This is a genomic window from Pseudomonas sp. TH43 (genome assembly GCF_016650635.1).
GTDB lineage: Bacteria > Pseudomonadota > Gammaproteobacteria > Pseudomonadales > Pseudomonadaceae > Aquipseudomonas.
Window position 1 is genome coordinate 715,166 of sequence record NZ_JAEKFI010000001.1, and the last position, 21,901, is coordinate 737,066.

A 21,901-nucleotide genomic window follows, 5' to 3' on the forward strand; every position below is an offset into this window, starting at 1 on the left:
AGGTTCCGAGCAACCCGCGCCGGGAAAAGTTCAGATGAAATTACTGCGCCGCACCAGCGGATCGAATTCAGCGCGAGGCGGTCAATCCACTTAAGCACTTCTCACGCCATGTGCCACACGGAGGTCTACAGATGAACAACCCATTTCCGGCCGAAACGCCCGATCCGAACATCGACAACCCGACGATTCCCGAGACCGAACCGCAACCAGTCCCTGAGCAGGAACCGCCAGGCACGACCCCACCGCCGAAAGAAGAGCCGCCGACGACCATGCCGCCCGTGATCGTCTGAACAACCCCGTAACGACCATGCCGCCGGTGGTTGTTCCCCCCGGTAGGAGCTGCCGAAGGCTGCGATCTTTTGATTTTGTTTTTAAGATCAACATCAACAGATCGCAGCCTTCGGCAGCTCCTACACGTTGTCCGGTTACAGATGCGGTTTTTTCTGTTCGTCCTTCTCGAACAGCCTGACGATGCGCGGCATCACGCTGAAGATCGCCAGTGCCAGAAAGGTACTGAACAGCGCGGTCGCCTCCTTGCCCAAACCCGCCGCGACGCCGATGGCGGCCGTCATCCACAGACCGGCAGCCGTGGTCAGGCCTTTGACGTGGCCTTCATCGCCCTCGCGGTTCTTCAGAATGGTGCCGGCACCAAGAAAGCCGATCCCCGCAATCACACCCTGCAACACTCGGCTCATCGCGTCGGACTCCGCACCCGAAGTTTGCGGCACCAGCACAAACAGCGCCGCGCCCAGCGCCACCAGCATGTGCGTGCGCACCCCGGCAGCCTTGCCCTTGTGTTCGCGCTCGAACCCGAGAATCCCGCCGAGTACCGCCGCCATCAGCAGGCGCACGGTGATCCGCGTCAGTTGCGACGCATCGCCAATGTCGGCGAATTCCTTTTGCAGCGTTTCCCACACTTCATGCCACCACGCGTTCATCGGGTTGTCCTTGTTATTGGCTCGATAAACGATGGACAGCGCCGACCATTAATCAGTTGCGCAGAACCATCGGCAAACGCTGCCCCCTAACCCTTTAGACACCCCCTGTAAAAAAGGACTGCCACCATGTCTCTGCGAGTTGATAAATCCAATCCCGAGCAAGAAGTCTGTTTTTTCACCGTCGAAAATGGCGAAGAAATACGTATCTGCGACACCCTCGAAGTCAAAACCGATAGCGACAAAGCCATGTCCTTCGTGGAAATCGAAGCGCGGCGCGTCTACATCACCGAAGCAGAAGCCGACGCCTTGACCGTTGCCGGCGCGAAGGACGGCCGCAAGCATTTGAAGGCCGACGAGAGTGATTCGGTTATTTGACTGACCTCGGTCAATGCCCGCCGCAAACGCCTGCGATAGGCGTTTGCGCCCCGCCACCCGGGCTGCTTCAAGTTGTCGCAGGGCTTGCGCAAAAACGCATCTGATACGCTTTTTATTGAAATAGCTGAGTCTGTTATGCAAACAGATCGGCGCTCATAGTTCATCGGCCTGATGGAGGCTGATGAGCGAATAACCATGAGCGAACAAATCCCCGTCCGAACCGTAGAAGCATCGCCAACGATAGCGCCTCATATAAAGAAGGTGCCCGCACGCCCAATGAAGCCGACGGCCAAATCCAGCGACAGCCAGATCCACACCCGCAGTTTCACCGGCCTGTTCCGCACCTTGCGCATGAGTGGCGCGGGTTTTCTGTTTCTGCTGTTTTTCGGCACCGTGTGGCTGAACTGGGGCGGACGTCAGGCGGTGCTCTGGGACCTTTCCGAAAGCAAGTTCCACATCTTTGGCGCGACCTTCTGGCCACAGGATTTCATCCTGCTCTCGGCGCTGCTGATCATTGCCGCGTTCGGTCTGTTCGCCATCACCGTATTCGCCGGACGGGTCTGGTGCGGTTACACCTGCCCGCAGAGCTCGTGGACATGGATCTTCATGTGGTGCGAGAAAATCACCGAAGGCGAGCGCAATCAGCGCATCAAACTGCAAGCCGCACCGTGGGGATTGAACAAGCTAGCCCGCCGCGCCGCCAAGCACACACTGTGGCTGGCGATCAGCGTGATGACCGGCCTGACCTTTGTCGGCTACTTCACCCCGATCCGACCGTTGGCCGAGGAACTGCTGACCCTGCAAATCGGCGGCGTCAGTTTGTTCTGGGTGTTGTTTTTCACCGCCGCCACTTACATCAACGCCGGCTGGCTGCGCGAAGCGGTGTGCATGCACATGTGCCCGTATGCGCGATTCCAGAGCGTGATGTTCGACAAGGACACCCTGGCGATTGCCTACGACGTGGCGCGCGGCGAAAACCGTGGCCCGCGTAAACGCGACGTGAAACCGGTCGAGACCGGGCTCGGCGACTGCATCGATTGCCAGTTGTGCGTGCAGGTCTGCCCGACCGGCATCGACATCCGCGACGGCTTGCAGATGGAATGCATCGGTTGCGCCGCCTGCATCGACGCCTGCGATTCGATCATGGACAAAATGAACTACCCGCGCGGTTTGATTCGCTACAGTTCCGAGCGCGAACTGCAGGGTGGCAAGACGCATCTGCTACGCCCGCGATTGATCGGTTACACCGTGGTGTTGCTGGCGATGATCGGCGCATTGGCTTTGGCGCTGGTCGAGCGGCCAATGGTCTCGCTGGACGTGACCAAGGATCGCGGGCTGTTCCGCGAGAACGGCCAGGGCCAGATCGAAAACATCTACAGCCTCAAAGTCATCAACAAGACCCAGCAGCGCCAGGACTACAACCTGAGCCTGGTCGATGGTGAGGGCTTCCAGCTGCAAGGTAAAACCGAACTGAGCCTGGCGCCGGGTGAAATTGTTGATGTGCCGGTGTCGGTGGCGATGACCACGGAACGCCCGAGCAGCAGCTCGCAAACCTTGAGTTTCAAGATTGCCGACAGCGACGAACCCGAGGTTTATAGCGTGGCAAAAAGCAGGTTTGTGGCACCGATGAATCGCTGAACCGCTAGAATCCTCCCCCTCACCCCAGCCATCTCCCCGAGGGAGAGGGGCCGACCGAGGTGTCTGGCGCTATACATCGAACTGACAGACCGAGTCGATTATGGATTCAGCAAAGCAATTTCAGGTCGGTGCATTTCGCAGCATCCCTCAATCAGTCCCCTCTCCCTCCGGGAGAGGGCCAGGGTGAGGGGCCGTTCTTTGACACCCCGCACAACCAACACACACCAAGGGCCCCGATGAAACGCTACGAAAAATTCGCCGATGACATCGCTGAACTGATCCGCTCCGGCGTCCTCGGCCCCGGCCAGCGCGTGCCTTCGGTGCGCTACGCCAGCCAGACCTACGGCGTCAGCCCGTCCACGGTGTTCCAGGCCTATTACCTGCTCGAACGCCGCGGCCTGATTCGCGCCCGACCGCGGTCCGGCTACTTCGTCAACACCCACGCACCGAGTCCGTTTTCAGAGCCGGTGATCAGCAGTCACGTCAACGACTCTACCGAAGTCGACGTCAGCGAACTGGTGTTCTCCGTACTGGATTCGATCAAGGACCCGAGCACCGTGCCGTTCGGCTCGGCATTCCCCAGCCCGACCCTGTTCCCGTTACAACGCCTGTCGCGTTCGCTGGCCAGCGCCGCGCGGGAGATGGATCCGCGCATGGTCGTCACCGACATGTCGCCGGGCAACCCGCAACTGCGCCGGCAAATTGCCCTGCGCTACATGGTCGGCGGGCTGATGCTGCCGATGGAAGAATTGCTGATCACCAACGGCGCACTGGAAGCGCTGAACCTGTGCCTGCAAGCCGTCACCGAACCCGGCGACCTGGTGGCCATCGAAGCCCCGGCGTTCTACGCCAGCCTGCAAGTGCTGGAACGTCTCAAGCTCAAAGCGGTGGAAATCCCCGTACACCCGCGCGACGGCATCGATCTCGGCGTGCTCGCGCAGACACTGGAGCGTCACCCGATCAAGGCCTGCTGGTGCATGACCAGTTTCCAGAACCCGATGGGCGCGACCATGCCCGAGGCGAAGAAACAGGAGTTGGTCGAGCTGCTGCGCCGCCATCAGGTGCCGCTGATCGAGGACGATGTCTACGCCGAACTCTACTATGGCCAACAGGCACCGAAACCGGCCAAGGCGTTCGACACTGAAGGTCTGGTGATGCACTGCGGCTCGTTCGCCAAGAGTCTGGCTCCCGGTTACCGCATCGGCTGGGTTGCCGCCGGGCGCTACGCGCAGAAGATCGAACGGCTGAAGCTGATGACGTCGTTGTGTGCGTCGATGCCCGCACAAGCGGCGATTGCCGACTACCTGCAACACGGTGGGTACGACCGGCATTTGCGCAAACTACGCTACGCGCTGGAGGAACAGCAGAGCGCGATGCTGGCTGCCATCGCTCGTTACTTCCCGGCGCAAACGCGCGTCAGTCAGCCGGCGGGCGGCTATTTTCTTTGGCTGGAACTGCCACCGCAGATGGATTCGTTGAAGTTGTTTCAGATGGCGCTGGCACAAGGCATCAGCATCGCACCGGGGCCGATCTTCTCGCCGACGCAGCGCTTCAGGAATTGTATTCGCCTCAACTATGGCAGCCCGTGGACCGAGGATTCGGAGAAGGCCATGGAAACGTTGGGGCGGATTGTGCGGTCGTTCTGATAGTTCTGAGCTGTATGGGCTATTGCCTTCGCGAGCAGGCTCGCTCCCACATTGGTTTTGTGTCGTGCACATATCCAGGGTGGAAGCGAGCCTGCTCGCGAAGGGGCCCGATCGGATAGCGGAATTCTCTGGACTTAGCGCCCGCCACCCAGATCGACAAACGTCCCGGTGGCATAAGAAGCCTTGTCCGACAGCAACCAGACAATCGCCTCCGCCACCTCGTCCGGCCGCCCCCCACGGGCCATCGGAATCGCCGACTCGAGCTTGCTGACCCGATCCGGATCGCCGCTCAGCGCATGGAAATCGGTATAGATGAATCCCGGACGTACCGCATTGACCCGAATCCCCTCGCCCGCCACTTCCTTGGACAAACCGATGGTGAAGCTGTCGAGCGCACCTTTGGATGCCGCGTAATCAACGTACTCATTCGGCGACCCCAAGCGCGAAGCCACCGATGACACGTTGACGATACTGCCGCCCTGCCCGCCGTGTTTGGGCGACATGCGCAGGATCGCGTGCTTGGCGCAGAGGATCGGCGCCAGGACATTGGTTTTCATGATCTTGAGGATGCGGAATTCAGACATCTCGTCGACCCGCGACTTGTGGCCGACGGTGCCGGCGTTGTTCACCAGCGCGGTGACCCGGCCCAGCTCGGTGTCGACCCGATGGAACATCGCGACCACTTCGTCTTCGATGCTGACGTCAGCACGCACGGTGATGGCTTGTGCGCCCAGCGCGCGGACTTGCTCCAGCACGCTTTGTGCGGCCTGTTCGTCAGACTGGTAATTGATGCAGATCCGATAGCCCTGCTCGGCAGCCAATAACGCCGTAGCGGCGCCAATTCCGCGCCCGCCACCGGTGATCACAATGACTTTATCCATGCTGGCCTTTCCCCCCAATGCACACGTAACAGTCGGGAGGGAGAATAACCGCCATTGACGGCTTTTGCATGGGTTGTATCAAAGGCTGAACCTGCGACAAAACCATTTTGAGATTTGCAGCAGCTCTTGTCGCGGGGGAGCCTGCTTCGCTTGGGTGCGTAGCACTCACCAGGATGTGGCGGCTGCTGCGCAACCCAGCGGGACGGTGCGACGATTCGACAAGCTCGCTCGCCACAGGATTTGTCCCAGCCTCGGCTCCGCGTGAAGTCAGACTGTCGCCAGTTTCTCTCCCCGCGCGATGTCCTGCATGAACTGCTCGGCCGGCATCGGATGCCCGAGCAGGTAACCCTGCAACGAATCACAGCCCAACTTCGTCAGAAAGTCCTGCTGCACACCTGTCTCGACACCTTCGGCCACAATCCGCAATCCCAACGCCTGACCCAACGCCACAATCGCCGAAACAATCGCTGCGTCATCACTGTCATGCTCCAGATCACGCACAAACCCTCGATCGATCTTCAGCTCGTTGGCCGGCAGACGCTTGAGATACATCAGGCTCGAATAGCCTGTACCGAAGTCATCGATCGATAGATCGACGCCCATGTCAGACAACTCCTGCAACACCGTCATGCTCGCATCGGCATCGCTCATCGCCGTGGTTTCGGTGATCTCAAGCGTCAGACTGTTGGCCGGCAAATGGTGAACGGCCAACGCCTTGGCCACGCTTTGCACCAGCCCGGTATGGCAAAACTGCAACGCCGACAGATTCACCGCGATACGCCAATCGGTGTAGCCGAGCACATACCACTCGCGCATCTGCCGGCAGGCCTCGTTAAGCACCCACTCACCAATCGGGATGATCAGACCGCTCTTCTCCGCAAGATCGATGAACTTGTCCGGCATCAGCATGCCATGCACCGGATGCTGCCAGCGCAGCAGCGCTTCGGCACCGATCGCACGGCCATTGGCGGCGTCGAATTTGGGTTGGTAATGCAAACTGAACTGGCTGTGTTCCAGCGCCGCACGCAGATCCTGCAATAACTGCAACTGCTTGCGCGCGTTGCTGTTCATCGACGCATCGAAGAAGCTGTAACCGTTCTTGCCACCGCCTTTGGCGTGGTACATCGCCGCGTCGGCGTTCATCAGCAGTTCCTGAGCGGTCAGGCCATTGCCTGGATACAGGGCGATGCCGACGCTGGCGGAAATCTGCAAGTCATGCTCAGCCACGCGGAACGACCGGGCGATAAGACCGACCTGGCGTGCGGCCAGGCTCAACGCGTCATTGGGTTCGGCCAAGCGAACGAGCAAAGCGAATTCGTCGCCGCCGATCCGTGCCAGCGTGTCGAGACTGCGCAAGTCATCCCGCAGACGCAATCCCACCTCGCGCAACAACTGGTCTCCCATGTGGTGACCGAATGCATCATTGACGGGTTTGAAGCCGTCCAGATCGATGAACATCAAGGCGAAACAGCCGCCCTGTTCGTGGACCTTTTTCATCGCCTGATTGATCCGGTCGTCGAGCAGCATGCGGTTCGGCAGGCCGGTCAGCGTGTCGTGCAGGGCCAACTGCGTCAGTTCGCGGTTGGCCACGGTCAGCGAGTGCGCCAGATCGGCGGTGCGTGCTTCGAGACGGGCGTCAAGAATCGAGGTGAGCAAGGCAATGGAAAGCACCGCCAACGTGGTGATCAACACCAGACTGTCGAGGCCGTTGCCCTTCAAGCCATTGAGCGTCGCGCCGCAGAAGCTGCCATCAGGAAACTGTGCAGCGGCCATGCCGGTGTAATGCATGCCGACAATGGCGATACCCATGATCACCGCAGCGCCGCCACGGATCAGGCGCACATAGGGCGAATGCTGGCGCAGGCGAAACGCGATCCACAGTGCGGCGGCTGAAGCACCGACAGCAATCAGCAGTGAAGCGCCGAACAGCGTTGGGTCGTAGTCGATCCCCGGCGTCATGCGCATCGCCGCCATGCCGGTGTAATGCATGGCGCTGATACCGGCGCCCATGATCAATGCGCCAAACGCCAATTGCAAAATCGGCAGTTTCGGTTGGCTGACCAGCCACAAGGCAAAACCGCAGGACAACACGGCAATCAGCAGCGACAGCGCGGTAATGACGATGTCATAGCCCAGATCGATCGGCAGTTTGAAAGCTAGCATGCCGATGAAGTGCATCGACCAGACGCCGACCCCCATGGCCAACGCACCGCCTGCCGTCCAGAAATGCACGGCACGTCCCTTGGCGGTGGCAATGCGCCCGGTCAGATCGAGCGCGGTGTAGGAGGCGAGGATCGCCACACACAGCGAAATGAACACCAGGGTGAAGGAATAACTACCGATAAGCATGGAGACTCTCGTGGACACCCAATCCGTACTGCGTCCTTTCTCGGCCGGGCAAATGCGCCGATTGTACTGATTGCACAAAAGAACGCACTGACAAAGTGAGCAAATTGCCATCAAGCCGATGAAGCGCTTGTTCGATCGTCCTACAAGGCTCTGGCCCGCGTGTCATAGCAATTATTGAACACTTGTGGCGAGGGGATTTAGCGAAACGTCGCACCACAGGTTTCCGGCACTCACTTTTTGTTGTCGCTTACTTCCAGATCGCCATCCCAACCACCGCCCAGCGCTGCAATCAATTGCACGCTGGCAATCAATCGGCTCTGCAGAATGTTCAGCACGGTCCGCTCGTTGCTCAACGCCGTGGCTTGCACCACCACCACATCGATATAGGCAATCAGGCCGGCCTTGTACTGGTTCTCCGTCAAGCGCAGGGAATCACGCGCGGCGTCCAGCGCCTCTTGACGCACCGCCGCTTCGTCCTCGTAGACTTTGAGCTGCACCAGATAGTTTTCCACTTCGCGGAAACCGTCGAGCACGGTTTGCCGGTACTTGGCCACGGTCTGGTCATACACCGCCTCGGTGCGATCAACCTCGGCCGAACGGATGCCGCCGTCAAACAGCGGCAAGTCGAGTTTCGGCCCGACCGACCAAAAGCGGTTTGGCAGACTGATCAGGTCTTTCGACGTGCTGCTGCTGTAACCGCCACTTAAACTCAGGGACAGATCCGGGTAATACGCCGCTTTCGCCACGCCGATATTGGCGTTGGCGGCGATCACCGAGCGCTCGGCCGAGGCAATGTCCGGGCGCCGTTCCAGCAGCTGCGATGGCAGGCTCAACGGCACCTGCGGCAGGTTCGGAATGGTCTGCGTTTCCGCGATGTTGAAATCCGCCGGGGCCTGCCCGGTTAGCACGGCGATCGCGTTCTCGAATTGCGCGCGCTGCCAGATCAGATCGACCAGATCAGCCTGGGTGCTCTTCAACTGCGTTTGCGCCTGGGCCACCGCGTCCCGCCCGGAAACGCCCGCACGGTACTGGTTCTGGGTCATTTTCAGCGATTTTTCGTAAGCCGCCACTGTCGACTCGAGCAGACGTTTCTGCTGGTCGATCACACGCAATTGCAGGTAGTTCTGCACCAACTCCGACTGCTGGCTGAGGCGCATCGCCGCCAGATCGGCAAAACTTGCCTGGGCACTGGCCTGATCCGCCTCAAGACCGCGCCGCAGCTTGCCCCAGATGTCCGCTTCCCAACTGACGCCCAATTGCGCGTTGTAGGTGTCACGGATACCGCTGGAAGAGCTGCTCAAACTCGAACTGCTGCTGCCGGTGCCCTGACTGGAACGGGTCTTGCCCAGGCTCAGGTCAACATTGGGGTAGAACGCCCCGCGCGCACTGCGCACCAGAGCTTGAGCCTGCCGGTACTGGGCTTCCGATTGCGCAACCGTCTGGTTGGAACTGTTGAGTTTCTCGATCAGCCCGTTGAGTTGCTGGTCGCCGTATAACTCCCACCACGCGCCACGGGCCAGGGAATCGCTCGGATTGGCCTGACGCCAGCCCTCGGCTTCCTTGTATTGAGCAACTTCAGCAGTCTGCGGGCGCTGATAGTCCGGGCCGACGGCGCAGGCACTGAGCAGCGCCACGCACAGCGACAGGCTCAGCAGACGCGAACCGCGAACAGTGGCCAGATTGATAAGCGAACGGTCAGTCATAGCGGAGTTTCCAAAGCGGCGTCAGTACGCACGCCACGCCATTTGTTGAAACGATGGCGCAGCTTGTCGAGATAAAGGTAAACCACAGGTGTGGTGTAAAGCGTCAGCACCTGGCTGAAAATCAGCCCGCCGATAATGGTCAGGCCCAGTGGCTGGCGCATTTCCGCGCCCTCCGCCCGGCTGAGCAACAACGGCAGGGCACCGAGAATCGCTGCCAGCGTGGTCATCAGAATCGGACGCAGACGTTGCAGGCAAGCACTGCGGATCGACTCCAGCGGAGTCATGCCCTGATGCCGTTCCAGTTGCAGCGCCAGGTCGATCATCAGAATGGCGTTCTTCTTCACCACACCGATCAGCAGGAACAGCCCGAGCAGCGAGATCAGGCTGAACTCGCCGCCGAGCAAATAGATCGACAGCAACGCCCCGACACCGGCCGACGGTAACGTCGAAAGAATGGTCAGTGGGTGAATGTAGCTTTCATAAAGCACACCCAGCACCAGATACACCGCCAGCAGTGCTCCGAGGATCATGAACGGCTGACTCTTCTGCGTGGCGGCGAAAGCGTCGGCGGTGCCGGCCATTTTCGCAATAACGTCTTCCGGCAGACCGAGCTTGGCAATCGCCCGCTCGATGGCAGCGCTGCCCTGCTCCACCGTCACGCCTTCGGCCATGTCGAAAGAGATGTCTTCCGAGGCAAACTGGCCTTCGTGACTGACGCGGTCGTCTTCCAGGCTGTTTTCGTAGTGAGCGATGGTCGACAGCGGAATCCGTGCACCGTCAGCCGTGATCACTTGCACCTGCTTGAGCGTCACCGGGTCCTGGGCGTATTTCGGATTGACCTCCATCACCACCTGGTATTGGTTGAGGCTGTCGTAGATCGTCGAAATCTGCCGCTGGCTGTAAGCGTTGTTCAGCACTGCGGTGACCATGTTCATGTCCACACCCAGGCGTTTGGCCTGATCGCGATCGACAATCAACGTTACCTGCTGCGCGCCCTTGCCTTCACGCGCATCGATCGCCGTCAGCTCGGGCAAGGCCCGCAGCGCGGCAACCACTTTCGGATACCACTCACGCAACTGACCCAGATCACCGCTCTGCAGGATGTAGCTGTATTGCGACGTGGTCTGTTCACGACCACCGCCGAATTGCAGGTCCTGGTCGGCCATCAGCATCAATTGCGCGCCCGCTACTTTGGGCATTTCCTTGCGCAGACGTTCGATGACTTTCTGCGCCGACAACTGGCGATCCTTGATGGGTTTCAAGCGCACCAGCATGAAGGCGTTGTTTGTGCCGTTGGTGCCGCCGATGAACCCGGCAACACTTTCCACCGCTTCGTCTTTAAGCACGGCTCGGCGGAAAGTCTCCATTTTCGGTTGCATCACGCTGAACGACAGACCGTCGTCACCGCGCACGAAACCAATCAGTTGACCGGTGTCCTGCTGTGGCATGAAGGTTTTTGGCACCACTACGTACAGCGCAACGTTCACCGCGACGGTAATCAGCAGGCTGAGCAAGGTCAGGCGCCGATGGCGCAGCACCCAATCGAGGCTGGTGGCGTACTTGCCGACCATCCAGTCGTTGGCCCTGCGGCTCCAGCGTTGCAGGCGATTTTCCTCGCCCGGGGTGTGCGGCTTGAGCCAGCGGGCGCAGAGCATTGGTGTCAGGGTCAACGAAACCACCAGCGACACGACGATGGCTGCGGCCAGGGTGATGGAAAACTCGCGGAACAGGCTTTCGACGATACCGCCCATGAACAGAATCGACAGAAACACGGCGACCAGCGACACGTTCATCGACAGGAGCGTGAAGCCGACTTCCTTGGCCCCGAGATAAGCCGCCTGCATCGGTTTGACGCCTTCGTCGATGTGCCGGGAAATGTTCTCCAGCACCACAATGGCATCGTCCACCACCAAGCCGGTGGCCAGGATCAGCGCCATCAGCGACAGGTTGTTCAGCGAGAAGCCATAGAGGTACATCACCGCAAAGGTGCCGACCAGTGACACCGGCACCGCCAGCGTCGGAATCAGCGACGCGCGGAAGTTACCGAGAAACAGGAACACCACGAGGATCACCAGCGCCACGGCGATCAGCAAGGTCATCTCGGCTTCGTGCAATGTCGCCTTGATCACCGGCGAGCGATCCATCGCCAGATTGAGCTTCACACTGGCCGGCAATACCGCTTGCAGCGCTGGCAGTTGCGCCTTGATTTCGTTGACCGTCTCGATGATGTTGGCACCGGCCTGGCGGTTGATCACCAGCAACACCGCTGCGTCGTCGTTGAAGAAACCGCTGTTGTAACGGTCCTCGACGCCATCGCTGACCTTGGCCACGTCCTTCAGGCGCAACGCGGCGCCGTCGGCATAGTGAATGATCAGCGACTCGTAATCCTTGGCCTTCTCCAGTTGATCGTTGGCCTGAATCTGCCACAGCCGCTGGCCGTCCTCGACCGAGCCCTTGGGCCGGCGCACGTTGGCGTCGGCGATGGTCTTGCGCACATCGTCGAGCGCCACGCCATACTGGTTCAGCGCCTGCGGTTCGAGTTCGATGCGCACGGCCGGCAGCGAGCTGCCGCCGATCTGAACTTCGCCGACACCCTGCACCTGCGACAGGCTCTGGGAAAGAATGGTCGACGCCAAATCGTAGAGCTGACCTTTTTCAAGCACATCCGAGGTCAGCGACAGCACCATGATCGGTGCCTGCGACGGGTTGACCTTCTTGTAGGTCGGCATGCTGCGCATTCCGCTCGGCAACAGGTTGCGCGAGGCGTTGATGGCTGCCTGTACTTCCCGCGCGGCGCCGTTAATGTCGCGATCGAGGTCGAATTGCAGGATGACCCGCGTCGAACCCTGGCTGGAGCGGCTGCTCATGGTGTTGACGCCAGCAATGGCGCCGAACGAGCGTTCCAGCGGTGTCGCCACGGTGGACGCCATGACCTCGGGACTGGCACCGGGCAGACTCGCCTGCACGACAATGACCGGGAAATCCATTTGCGGCAGCGGCGACACCGGCAACAGACCGAAGCTGACACCACCGAGCAGCATGATCGCCAGGCTCAGCAGCATCGTCGCTACCGGGCGCTTGATGAAAGGACCGGACAGGTTCATTGACCAATATCCCAGGATTCACACTGAACCACTGTGGGAGCGAGCCTGCTCGCGAAGAGGCCGTCACATCCAGCCTGTGTAGCGACTGAAACGCCGCATTCGCGAGCAGGCTCGCTCCCACAAGGGGTTAGCTGTAGGGCTGAAGTCATACCGAGACCTCTTCGGCGTCCGCATTGGTCTTGCCAAAGCGCCGGCCCAGACGATCGAAATACAGGTAGATCACCGGCGTGGTGAACAGCGTCAGCACCTGGCTCACCAACAAACCACCGACCATCACCAGACCCAGCGGTTGGCGCAGTTCAGCGCCGGAACCGGTGGCGAGCATCAATGGCACAGCGCCAAACAAGGCCGCCAGCGTTGTCATCAGAATCGGTCGGAAACGCAGCAGCGCCGCCTGATAAATCGCCTCCTCCGGCGCCATGCCCTGGTTGCGTTCGGCATCGAGGGCAAAGTCGATCATCATGATCGCGTTCTTCTTGACGATACCAATCAACAGAATGATGCCGATGATCGCGATCATGCCCAGGTCGTTGCCGCTGAGCAGCAATGCCAACAACGCGCCGACCGCCGCCGACGGCAATGTCGAAAGTATGGTGATCGGGTGGATGTAACTCTCGTAAAGCACACCCAGCACGATGTACATGGTCACTACCGCCGCCAGAATCAGCAGCAAAGTGCTCGAGAGCGAAGCCTGAAACGCTTCCGCCGCGCCCTGGAACTGGGTCTGCACGCCCACCGGCATGCCGATGTCTTTCTGAACCTGCTCGATCACGTCGACCGCATGCCCCAGCGCCACGCCGGGCGCGAGGTTGAACGACATCATCACTGCCGGAAACTGGCCGATGTGGGTAATCGCCAGTTGCGCCTGACGTTCCTCGACATGGGCAAGACTCGATAACCGTACCTGCGCGCCGTCGGTGGTCTTGACGTGAATCTGATCCAGCGCCTGCGGGCCGATTTTCTCCCCGGCCTGTGCCTGCAGCACCACGCGGTACTGACTGGCCTGGGTGTAAATGGTCGAGATCTGCCGTTGCCCGAAGGCGTCGTACAAAGCGTCAGTGATATTCGCTACCGAAACGCCGAGGCGCGAGGCGGCATCACGGTCGATCACCAGATAGACCTGCAAGCCCTTGTCCTGCAAGTCGCTGGCAACATCGGTCAGCTCCGGGCGTTGCGCCAACGCTTCGACAAGACGACTGCTCCATTGGCTGAGCAGTTCAGAGTCCGGCGAGGACATGCTGAACTGGTATTGCGTGCGGCTGACACGGTCTTCGATGGTCAAGTCCTGCACCGGCTGCATGAACAGACGAATACCGACCAGTTTGTCCAGTTGCGGTTGCAGGCGTGCGATCACTTCAGTGGCAGTCAGCTCTCGCTGCCCGTGAGGTTTGAGGTTGATCAGCAAGCGCCCGCTGTTGAGCGTGGCGTTGTCGCCGTCGACACCAATGTAGGACGACAGGCTTTGTACTGCCGGGTCTTCGAGAATGATTTTCGCCAGCGCCTGCTGCCGCTCGCCCATCGCCGCGAAGGAAATCGACTGCGGTGCCTCGGAAATACCCTGAATGACCCCGGTGTCCTGTACCGGGAAGAAACCCTTCGGCACCACCATATAAAGGAACACGGTCAACGCCAGTGTGCCGATGGCCACCATCAATGTCAGCGGCTGATGCTTGAGCACCCACTGCAATTTGCGCCCATAGGCCGCAATCATCCAGTCGATCACCGCGCCACTGGCCCGATAGAAACGGCCTTGCTCATGTTCTTCCGGCTCACGCTTGAGCAAGCGCGCGCACATCATTGGCGTCAGGGTCAGCGAGACGACAAGCGAAATCAGGATTGCTACCGCCAAGGTGATGGCGAACTCGCGGAACAGCCGCCCGACCACGTCAGCCATGAACAGCAGCGGTATCAGTACCGCAATCAGCGACAGGGTCAGTGAAATCAGGGTAAAACCAATCTGTTTGGCGCCCTTGAGCGCCGCCTGCATCGGACTATCGCCCTCTTCGATAAAGCGCGCGATGTTTTCCAGCATCACGATCGCATCGTCGACCACGAAACCCGTGGCGATAGTCAACGCCATCAGGGTCAGGTTGTTGACCGAAAACCCGGCCAGATACATCACGCCGAAGGTACCAATCAGCGACAGTGGCACCGCCACCGACGGAATGATCGTCGCACTGGCGCGACGCAGGAACAGGAACGTCACCATCACCACCAGCGCGATGGCGATCAGCAGTTCATGTTGCACGTCGGTAACCGAGGCGCGGATGGTTTGAGTACGGTCAGTCAGCACCGTCACTTCGAGACCGGCCGGCAGGTTGTCGGTGATGCTCGGCAGCAAAGCCTTGATCCGGTCGACCACTTCAATCACGTTCGCACCCGGCTGACGCTGGATGTTCAGCAACACCGCCTGATTCAGGTTTGCCCACGCGGCCAGACGCTCGTTTTCCGCACCATCGACGATTTCCGCAACGTCCTTGAGCCGCAGCGGCGCGCCATTCTTGTAGGCGAGGATCAGGTTGGCGTAATCCTTGGGCGAGGTCAGTTGATCATTGGCGTCGAGCATCGACACCCGGGTCGGGCCGTCAAAGTTACCTTTCGGCTGGTTGACGTTGGATGCACTGATCAAGGTGCGCACGTCCGACAGGTTCAGGCTGTTGGCGGCCAGGGCTTCCGGGTTGACCTTGATCCGCACGGCCTGCCGCTGGCCGCCGGCAATGCTGACCATGCCGACGCCGCTGATCTGAGCGATTTTCTGCGCCATGCGCGTATCGACCAGGTCATTGAGTTTGGGCAGGAGCATGGTTTTCGAGGTAATGGCCAGAGTCAGCACCGGGGTGTCGGCCGGGTTGACCTTGTTGTACACCGGCGGCGCCGGCAAGTCGGTCGGCAGCAGATTGGTTGCCGCATTGATCGCCGCTTGCACCTGTTGTTCGGCGACATCCATGTTGATGTCGAGGCTGAAACGCAGGGTCAGCACCGAAGCGCCACCGGAGCTGGTCGAAGCCATCTGCGTCAGCCCCGGCATCTGCCCGAACTGACGTTCGAGCGGCGCGGTGACGGCGCTGGTCATCACGTCCGGGCTCGCGCCGGGATACAGGGTCATGACGCGAATGGTCGGGTAATCGACCTGCGGCAGCGCCGAGACCGGCAGCAAGCGATAAGCGATCAGGCCGGCCAGAACAATGGCCAGCATGCTCAGGGTAGTGGCTACCGGACGGAGGATGAACAGCCGCGAAATGTTCATGCGCCCTTCTTGGCCTTGTCGGTGACAGCAGTGTCAGTCGGGGTCGCGGCGAATTTACCTTGCAGGTGTTCGGTCGGCGTGGTCGGCACCTGATTACTGTCATTGACCACTTCCACTTCGCTGCCTTCCTTGAGGCGGTCGGTGCCTTCCAGCACCACTCGATCGCCGGCGGCCAGGCCTTCGGTGATCACGGTGTTCTCACCGTCACTGGCGCCGATTTTCAGTTGTCGGATGGTGACTTTCTTGTCGCCGTCCAGCGCATAGACGAAGGTGCCGTTGGTGCCGAACTGAATGGCCGCCGACGGTGCCAGCACTACGCCTTTCAGCGTATCAGCCAGCAAGTGCACGTTGACGAACTGATTGGGGAACAGCGATTGATCGCGGTTATCGTAACGCGCCTTGAACTTCAGGGTGCCAGTGGCGACGTCGATCTGGTTATCGAGGCTTTGCAGCACGCCGGTGGCTTGCAGTTTGGCATCGCCGCGATCCCACGCTTCGGCGGGCAGTTTGGCGCCGCTGCGGTAGCGGGCGAGCACGGTTTCAAGGCTGTTTTCCGGCAGTGTGAAGGCGACGCTGATCGGTTGGGTCTGAGTAATCACGGCGAGGAATGTGGTGTCATTGGCCGCCACGAGGTTACCGACGTCGACCTGACGCAAGCCGACACGACCGGCAATCGGCGCGCGGATTTTGGTGAATTCCAGATTGAGCTTGGCGTCGTTGACCGCTGCCTGATTGGTCTTGACCGTGCCCAGATACTGGCCCACCAGCGCTTCGGCGGTATCCAGAGTCTGTTTGGCGATGCTGTCCTCTTTGAACAGACCGCGGTAACGCTCAACGTCGACCTGAGCATTTTTCAGCTGTGCCTGGTTCTGCAGCAAGGTGCCTTCAGCCTGCAGCAAGGCATTCTGATAAGGACGCGGATCGATCTCTGCCAGCAGATCCCCGGCCTTGACCATCTGCCCTTCTTCGAAATTGATCTTCACCAACTCGCCGCCAACCCGGCTGCGTACGTTGATGGTATTGAGCGCCGTCACCGTGCCCAGTGCCTTGTAATACAGCGGGAAGTCCCCTGTGACCGCCGGCGCGACCCGCACCGGAATCGGCCCGGTGCCACCACCGAAGCCCGGCCGCATCATCCCCGAACGCCCGGTATGCCCGGCCGCCTTGTCAGCGCCCTCTTTGTGGGCCGAACCGGCGGGCCAGAATTTCCAGCACAGGACGGCGATAACCAACAAGACAAGCAGGCTGATCAGCCAGCGACGGGAGTTGCGTGGGGACGATTGCATGGATTGATTAACCATTGGGCGCGTGGGCTTCTTTTTACGGGAGGCTGAACGATAAGCACTGACGAGACTTAAGCAAAGCAGCTTTACCGGCTATTTACTTTCAACTTACGTTTCAAGGTGTGTGGCAAAGCACTGATACACAAATGAAAACGGCCTGGACAGTGCCAGGCCGTTAACAATTGTAAAGCGTTTGTTTCAGAACACTTATTTCAACACAGCCAGTGCCGCGTCGTAGTTCGGCTCTTCAGCGATTTCCTTGACCAGTTCGCTGTGCAGGACGTTGTCGTTTTCGTCCAGAACGACCACAGCACGGGCGGTCAGGCCTTTCAGCGGGCCGTCAGCGATGGCTACGCCGTAGTTTTCGATGAACTCGGCACCGCGCAGGGTCGACAGGTTCTGGACGTTTTCCAGACCTTCGGCGCCGCAGAAACGCGCTTGGGCGAACGGCAGGTCAGCCGAGATGCACAGCACCACGGTGTTGGCCACTTCGTTGGCCTGAGCATTGAACTTGCGCACGGAGGTGGCGCAGGTCGGAGTATCGACGCTTGGGAAGATGTTCAGCACTTTGCGCTTGCCGGCAAAGTCTTTCAGGGTGACGTCGGACAGATTGCCGGCAACCAGGGAAAAGGCTGGCGCCTTGGAACCGGCTTGTGGCAACTGGCCGTTGACTTGAACCGGGTTGCCTTTGAGGGTGACTTGAGCCATGACTTGAGTCCTTCTGAACGTTGTTTTAGAAAATCACGCAAGGGCCGAAGTTAACCACGAAATTGTTCGACAACCTATGCCTGAACCGAAATTGTCATGCTCTTGCCGTGAAATTGCACACAACCCGATCACCTGTGGGAACGAGCCTGCTCGCGAAGGCATTCTGCCAATCAACGCTATGCTGGATGTGCTGCCGTATTCGCGAGCAGGCTCGCTCCCACAGGGATCTTCGGAGATACCGGATCCGCGTCGTTTATTTTAGAGGCTGTCGATTCCTGACCTGCTCATTCGACTAAGCAATGAATCCCTCACACTCTCTGGAGTAACCGCCATGCGATTCATGATCTTTGTCAAAGCCAGCGCCGATTCCGAGGCCGGCATCATGCCTAGCGAACAATTGATTACCGAAATGGGCAATTTCAACGAAGAACTGGCCAAGGCCGGCATTCTGGTCGATTGCGATGGCCTCCACCCAAGCCGCAAAGGCGCCCGTGTTCGCTTCTCCGGCGAAAAGCGCACAGTCATCGACGGCCCCTTTATAGAGACCAAGGAGTTGGTCGCCGGCTATTGGATCTGGGAAGTGAAATCGAAAGAAGAAGCCATCGAATGGGTCAAACGCTGCCCCAACCCAATGCCTGGCACTGAGTCCGAAATTGAAATCCGCCAGATATTCTCCGCCGAAGATTTTGGCGCCGAATTCACCCCGCAAGCGCGGGAACAGGAAGAGCGTGTGCGCGAACAAGCCAAAAAAAACGGCTAATGCCAACCCCGCTGGAGCAACTGGATGCCACTCCTGCGGGGTACTAACCAATTAGGACATGAAACAAGCGAGACTTTGCTCACAAAACCAAAGAATTAATCCATTCGACTGGCTAACTCCGAATTTGCTGCTAGCGTCATTCAGACGTGTCCTACAGGGTTGATAAGAAAGGGATTACGCCGTCAACGGCCGCCAAGTGCCGAGTTATCCAATCAGCCACCAGGGAATCGGGGAATGGTTTTGAATCAATGGGGATGCTGCGCCTTGCTGTTGGCGAGTTCGCTGACGCCCGTAGGTTGTGCCTGGGCGAATAACGCGGAGGAAGCCAACAAGAGCAACAACCCGCTGAACCTGGCGCCCGGCGCCAACCTTCAGGACTACTACACACCCAAGCTCTACGACACCAATGTCCATACCAACGACGCCCTGTTGCGCGGCACCTTGCCGATTGCGCCGAACGACTTCATTGGTGTGCCGCAATTGCTCCGCGCAACCATGCCGGTCAGCACCCGCCCCGACCCGCACGGCGGTTATAGCAGCGGCATCGGCGATCTCAATCTGTTCGATATCTTCCTGCTCAAGACCGATGGCGTGCAGTTGGGCATCGGCCCGCAAATCACCGCACCCACGGCTGCCGAGGACGAACTGGGCACCGGTAAATGGCAGGCCGGCCTTGCCGCGATAGCGATTGACTCTTCACCGCGCGGGCTGCTTGGCGCACTGGTGCAGTACCAGAGTTCGTTCGCCGGCGATCATGATCGGCCCCACGTCGAAACGGCGACGATGCAGCCCTTCATCATCCATAACCTGGAAAAAGGCTGGTACCTGCGCTCCACCGGCACCTGGACGTTCGATCTGAAAAACGACACCCACTACATCCCGATCGGCCTCGGCGCAGGCAAGGTGTGGAAATCCGGCAGCAACATTCTCAACGCCTTTGTCGAGCCGCAATGGACGGTCGAACGCAAAGGCGAGGGACTGCCGCAATTCACCCTGTTCGCCGGTATCAACGTCACCTTCGGTAAATAAGGATATTTCATGCATATCGCTCTTCGCGCGGCCGCTTTCAGCCTGATGACCCTGTTCGCCAGTTGCGGCGTCGGCGCTCAGGATCTCGATGCGCGCATCGGCACGATCGCCATGCAAGGCGAGCCGCCTGCGCAGACGTCGCTCACCAGACTCGGTGGGCGCAGCGGCGAGTGGAAGATGCCGTTGCTCAACCCGGTCAATACCCAACAATAAGCGGAGTCTGTGATGGTCAAGCCTAACGTTGTGCGCCCGATACTGGCGCTGTGCATGCTCGGCAGTCCGCTGCTGTACGCCACCGAAGGCGGAGTGGGTAGGCCCATTACCGGGCAACAGGTGTATTCCAATGCGGGGGTGATACCACCGGAACCGGGCTGGGTGGTTTCAGTCACCAGCATCTGGTACGACGGTTCGCTGAAGGGCAGTCGTGGCGCGCCGATTTCCGGTGAAGTCAGTGCCGGCATCGACATGAAAGTCTCCTACACCATGACCAACCTGACGCACATCTGGGACACCGGCAAAGGCCCGTGGAACTTCGCTTCAGCCATTGGTATTCCGGTGCAATACACCGACATCGACGCCGCTGTCACCGGCCCGCGTGGACGCACCCTCGGCACCAGCGATTCCGGTACCCAGTTCGCCGATCCGCTGATCACGCCGATTGCCGCCGGTTATCACTTCGATGCACTGAACCACATCGCGTTCTCCCTGCCGATCTACGTACCGGCCGGGGCCTACAACGAAAATCGCCTGGCTAACTCCGGGCAGAACAATTACACGTTCATGCCGACCGTGGCCTTCACTCATCTGGATGGCAAGGGTGGCGAGTTCACCCTGTCGAGCGGGCTTGAGTTCTACACCGAGAACGACGCCACGGACTATCGCAACGGTAATATTTTCACGCTTGATGCGCTGTGGACCCACGGTTTCGGTAATGGCTGGAGCGCCGGGCTGGCCGCCGGTTACATTCAGCAGATCAGCGATGACAAAGGCGATACTGCCGATGCCTTGAATGGCTTCCGCGGGCGCTCAGTCGGTGCCGGACCGGTGATCGGTTGGGCCGGGAAGTTCGCCGACGCCCAGGCCAACATCAGCGCGCGCTGGGTGCCGGAGTTCGACACCAAGAACCGCCCCGAAGGCAATGGCGTCAGCGTCAACATGACCCTGGCGTTTTTCTAGAAGGAGCCAGGGATGGCCATTTCTCGTTGTTTGACCTTATGCAGTGCGCTGTTCAGTGGCCTCGCCTGCGCAGCGGGCGACTTGCCGACCCTTGGCACCCCACCGACGCCGAGCACTGCCAAGGGCGACCCCGAAACCTGCCACCGCCTGCAACAAGACTTCGACATCGACCTGAAAAAAGTCGTGGCTGCCGGTTGCGACCCGTCCACCGAACAGATCGCCAAGTTGATGGACAACCCGGTCGGCAACCTCGTGCTGCTGTTCAACCAATACGACTACACCGCGCTCAAAGGCCCGAACAGCAACGGCACACGGATGCTCGGCAAGTACAGTTTCATGCCGACCTTCCCGATCTCCCTCGGGGAAGACTGGAACCTGATCAACCGCTTGCCGATCAGTTACGTCAGCGCCCCGGTCAACCGCAAGGCCGGCAATCTGATCGGCATGGGCCCGAACGAGTTGCTGCACGATCGCGGCGACTTCACCTCGGTTATTCAGGATCCGTTCGACCGCACCAGCGGTTTCGGCGATCTGGCCTATGTCGGCGTGTTCTCGCCCAAGGAGCCGATCCGCTTCGACGGCGGCGGCAAACTGGTCTGGGGCGTCGGCCCGACGGCGATGTTTCCCACCGCTGAAGAAGACGTGCTCGGCACCGGCAAATATTCGCTGGGCCCGGCGTTCGTCGCCGCTTACCTCGGCCCGGACTGGACGCTCGGCGTGTTTCCGCAGCACTGGTGGTCCGTCGGCGGCGACAGCAAACGCAAGGACGTCAGCCTGACCAACGTGCAGTACTTCATTCAACGGGCGATTCCAGGGCCGGAACAATGGCGGATCGGTATGACGCCCAACGTCACCGTCAACTGGAAAGCCGACGGCGGCAACAAGGTCACCTTCCCCATCGGCATTGGTGCCGGGCGGATTTTCAACTTCGGCAAATTACCGGTGCGCATCTCCGGCGAAATCCAGTACTCGGCGATCCACCCTGACGACCTGATCAGTAGCCGCTGGAATTTCCGGCTGTCGTTCATTCCGGTCATTCCGACGTTCATGTTTTGAGAAGGAAG

At 59.8% G+C, this 21,901-nt stretch carries 17 protein-coding genes; 9 read left to right on the plus strand and 8 right to left on the minus strand.

The window, feature by feature from the left end; all coding sequences use genetic code 11:
* Positions 1–131: 131 nt before the first annotated feature.
* Positions 132–290, plus strand: a complete 159-nt coding sequence (locus JFT81_RS03080; protein ID WP_201204089.1) for a hypothetical protein — start codon at positions 132–134, stop codon at positions 288–290.
* 135 nt (positions 291–425) lie between these two features.
* Here the strand turns inward: JFT81_RS03080 and JFT81_RS03085 are convergent, their stop codons facing one another.
* Positions 426–938, minus strand: a complete 513-nt coding sequence (locus JFT81_RS03085) for an MgtC/SapB family protein (RefSeq protein WP_201204091.1) — start codon at positions 936–938, stop codon at positions 426–428.
* Between the two features lie 126 nt (positions 939–1,064).
* Between JFT81_RS03085 and JFT81_RS03090 the strand changes: the two genes are divergently transcribed.
* From JFT81_RS03090 to mapR, 3 genes are all read left to right on the plus strand, one after another.
* Complete coding sequence (locus tag JFT81_RS03090; RefSeq protein ID WP_201226072.1) at positions 1,065–1,313, plus strand: DUF3203 family protein; 249 nt, start codon at positions 1,065–1,067, stop codon at positions 1,311–1,313.
* A gap of 195 nt (positions 1,314–1,508) precedes the next feature.
* On the plus strand, positions 1,509–2,951 hold the full coding sequence (gene ccoG, locus JFT81_RS03095) for a cytochrome c oxidase accessory protein CcoG (protein WP_201226073.1): 1,443 nt from the start codon (positions 1,509–1,511) through the stop codon (positions 2,949–2,951).
* A 236-nt stretch (positions 2,952–3,187) separates the two neighbouring features.
* Positions 3,188–4,597: a GntR family transcriptional regulator MpaR gene (mapR, locus tag JFT81_RS03100; RefSeq protein WP_007919188.1), complete on the plus strand. Its 1,410-nt coding sequence runs from the start codon at positions 3,188–3,190 to the stop codon at positions 4,595–4,597.
* Between the two features lie 134 nt (positions 4,598–4,731).
* Here the strand turns inward: mapR and JFT81_RS03105 are convergent, their stop codons facing one another.
* From JFT81_RS03105 to tpx, 7 genes are all read right to left on the minus strand, one after another.
* Positions 4,732–5,478, minus strand: a complete 747-nt coding sequence (locus tag JFT81_RS03105) for an SDR family oxidoreductase (RefSeq protein ID WP_201226074.1) — start codon at positions 5,476–5,478, stop codon at positions 4,732–4,734.
* A gap of 267 nt (positions 5,479–5,745) precedes the next feature.
* Positions 5,746–7,827 carry an EAL domain-containing protein gene (locus JFT81_RS03110; protein ID WP_201226075.1) on the minus strand — a complete coding sequence of 694 codons (2,082 nt, stop codon included), beginning with the start codon at positions 7,825–7,827 and terminating at the stop codon, positions 5,746–5,748.
* A gap of 230 nt (positions 7,828–8,057) precedes the next feature.
* Complete coding sequence (locus tag JFT81_RS03115; protein ID WP_201226076.1) at positions 8,058–9,530, minus strand: efflux transporter outer membrane subunit; 1,473 nt, start codon at positions 9,528–9,530, stop codon at positions 8,058–8,060.
* Positions 9,527–12,634: an efflux RND transporter permease subunit gene (locus JFT81_RS03120; RefSeq protein ID WP_201226077.1), complete on the minus strand. Its 3,108-nt coding sequence runs from the start codon at positions 12,632–12,634 to the stop codon at positions 9,527–9,529. Before JFT81_RS03120 ends, JFT81_RS03115 begins: the two co-directional genes overlap by 4 nt.
* Before the next feature lie 145 nt (positions 12,635–12,779).
* Complete coding sequence (locus JFT81_RS03125) at positions 12,780–15,881, minus strand: MdtB/MuxB family multidrug efflux RND transporter permease subunit (protein WP_201226078.1); 3,102 nt, start codon at positions 15,879–15,881, stop codon at positions 12,780–12,782.
* Positions 15,878–17,182 (minus strand): MdtA/MuxA family multidrug efflux RND transporter periplasmic adaptor subunit, encoded by a 1,305-nt coding sequence (locus JFT81_RS03130; RefSeq protein ID WP_201226079.1) that lies wholly within the window; start codon positions 17,180–17,182, stop codon positions 15,878–15,880. The genes JFT81_RS03125 and JFT81_RS03130 overlap by 4 nt, the downstream gene beginning before the upstream one ends.
* A gap of 189 nt (positions 17,183–17,371) precedes the next feature.
* Positions 17,372–17,872 (minus strand): thiol peroxidase, encoded by a 501-nt coding sequence (gene tpx / locus JFT81_RS03135; RefSeq protein ID WP_008086450.1) that lies wholly within the window; start codon positions 17,870–17,872, stop codon positions 17,372–17,374.
* Between the two features lie 331 nt (positions 17,873–18,203).
* On the opposite strand from tpx, the gene JFT81_RS03140 reads away from it, so the two are divergent.
* The 5 genes from JFT81_RS03140 to JFT81_RS03160 all read left to right on the plus strand — a co-directional run bounded on the left by JFT81_RS03140 (position 18,204) and on the right by JFT81_RS03160 (position 21,893).
* Positions 18,204–18,632, plus strand: a complete 429-nt coding sequence (locus JFT81_RS03140; RefSeq protein WP_201226080.1) for a YciI family protein — start codon at positions 18,204–18,206, stop codon at positions 18,630–18,632.
* A 234-nt stretch (positions 18,633–18,866) separates the two neighbouring features.
* Positions 18,867–19,661: a hypothetical protein gene (locus tag JFT81_RS03145; RefSeq protein WP_201226081.1), complete on the plus strand. Its 795-nt coding sequence runs from the start codon at positions 18,867–18,869 to the stop codon at positions 19,659–19,661.
* 9 nt (positions 19,662–19,670) lie between these two features.
* Positions 19,671–19,874 (plus strand): hypothetical protein, encoded by a 204-nt coding sequence (locus JFT81_RS03150; RefSeq protein WP_201205343.1) that lies wholly within the window; start codon positions 19,671–19,673, stop codon positions 19,872–19,874.
* A gap of 12 nt (positions 19,875–19,886) precedes the next feature.
* Positions 19,887–20,837 carry a transporter gene (locus tag JFT81_RS03155; RefSeq protein ID WP_201226082.1) on the plus strand — a complete coding sequence of 317 codons (951 nt, stop codon included), beginning with the start codon at positions 19,887–19,889 and terminating at the stop codon, positions 20,835–20,837.
* 12 nt (positions 20,838–20,849) lie between these two features.
* On the plus strand, positions 20,850–21,893 hold the full coding sequence (locus JFT81_RS03160; protein ID WP_201226083.1) for a hypothetical protein: 1,044 nt from the start codon (positions 20,850–20,852) through the stop codon (positions 21,891–21,893).
* The last annotated feature ends 8 nt before the right edge of the window (positions 21,894–21,901 follow it).

Bases quoted from the DNA above. Each gene is read 5' to 3' on its own strand.
- JFT81_RS03080 (WP_201204089.1), top strand. From the start codon at position 132: ATGAACAACCCATTTCCGGCCGAAACGCCCGATCCGAACATCGACAAC.
- JFT81_RS03085 (WP_201204091.1), bottom strand. From the start codon at position 938: ATGAACGCGTGGTGGCATGAAGTGTGGGAAACGCTGCAAAAGGAATTC.
- JFT81_RS03090 (WP_201226072.1), top strand. From the start codon at position 1,065: ATGTCTCTGCGAGTTGATAAATCCAATCCCGAGCAAGAAGTCTGTTTT.
- ccoG (WP_201226073.1), top strand. From the start codon at position 1,509: ATGAGCGAACAAATCCCCGTCCGAACCGTAGAAGCATCGCCAACGATA.
- mapR (WP_007919188.1), top strand. From the start codon at position 3,188: ATGAAACGCTACGAAAAATTCGCCGATGACATCGCTGAACTGATCCGC.
- JFT81_RS03105 (WP_201226074.1), bottom strand. From the start codon at position 5,478: ATGGATAAAGTCATTGTGATCACCGGTGGCGGGCGCGGAATTGGCGCC.
- JFT81_RS03110 (WP_201226075.1), bottom strand. From the start codon at position 7,827: ATGCTTATCGGTAGTTATTCCTTCACCCTGGTGTTCATTTCGCTGTGT.
- JFT81_RS03115 (WP_201226076.1), bottom strand. From the start codon at position 9,530: ATGACTGACCGTTCGCTTATCAATCTGGCCACTGTTCGCGGTTCGCGT.
- JFT81_RS03120 (WP_201226077.1), bottom strand. From the start codon at position 12,634: ATGAACCTGTCCGGTCCTTTCATCAAGCGCCCGGTAGCGACGATGCTG.
- JFT81_RS03125 (WP_201226078.1), bottom strand. From the start codon at position 15,881: ATGAACATTTCGCGGCTGTTCATCCTCCGTCCGGTAGCCACTACCCTG.
- JFT81_RS03130 (WP_201226079.1), bottom strand. From the start codon at position 17,182: ATGGTTAATCAATCCATGCAATCGTCCCCACGCAACTCCCGTCGCTGG.
- tpx (WP_008086450.1), bottom strand. From the start codon at position 17,872: ATGGCTCAAGTCACCCTCAAAGGCAACCCGGTTCAAGTCAACGGCCAG.
- JFT81_RS03140 (WP_201226080.1), top strand. From the start codon at position 18,204: ATGCGATTCATGATCTTTGTCAAAGCCAGCGCCGATTCCGAGGCCGGC.
- JFT81_RS03145 (WP_201226081.1), top strand. From the start codon at position 18,867: ATGGTTTTGAATCAATGGGGATGCTGCGCCTTGCTGTTGGCGAGTTCG.
- JFT81_RS03150 (WP_201205343.1), top strand. From the start codon at position 19,671: ATGCATATCGCTCTTCGCGCGGCCGCTTTCAGCCTGATGACCCTGTTC.
- JFT81_RS03155 (WP_201226082.1), top strand. From the start codon at position 19,887: ATGGTCAAGCCTAACGTTGTGCGCCCGATACTGGCGCTGTGCATGCTC.
- JFT81_RS03160 (WP_201226083.1), top strand. From the start codon at position 20,850: ATGGCCATTTCTCGTTGTTTGACCTTATGCAGTGCGCTGTTCAGTGGC.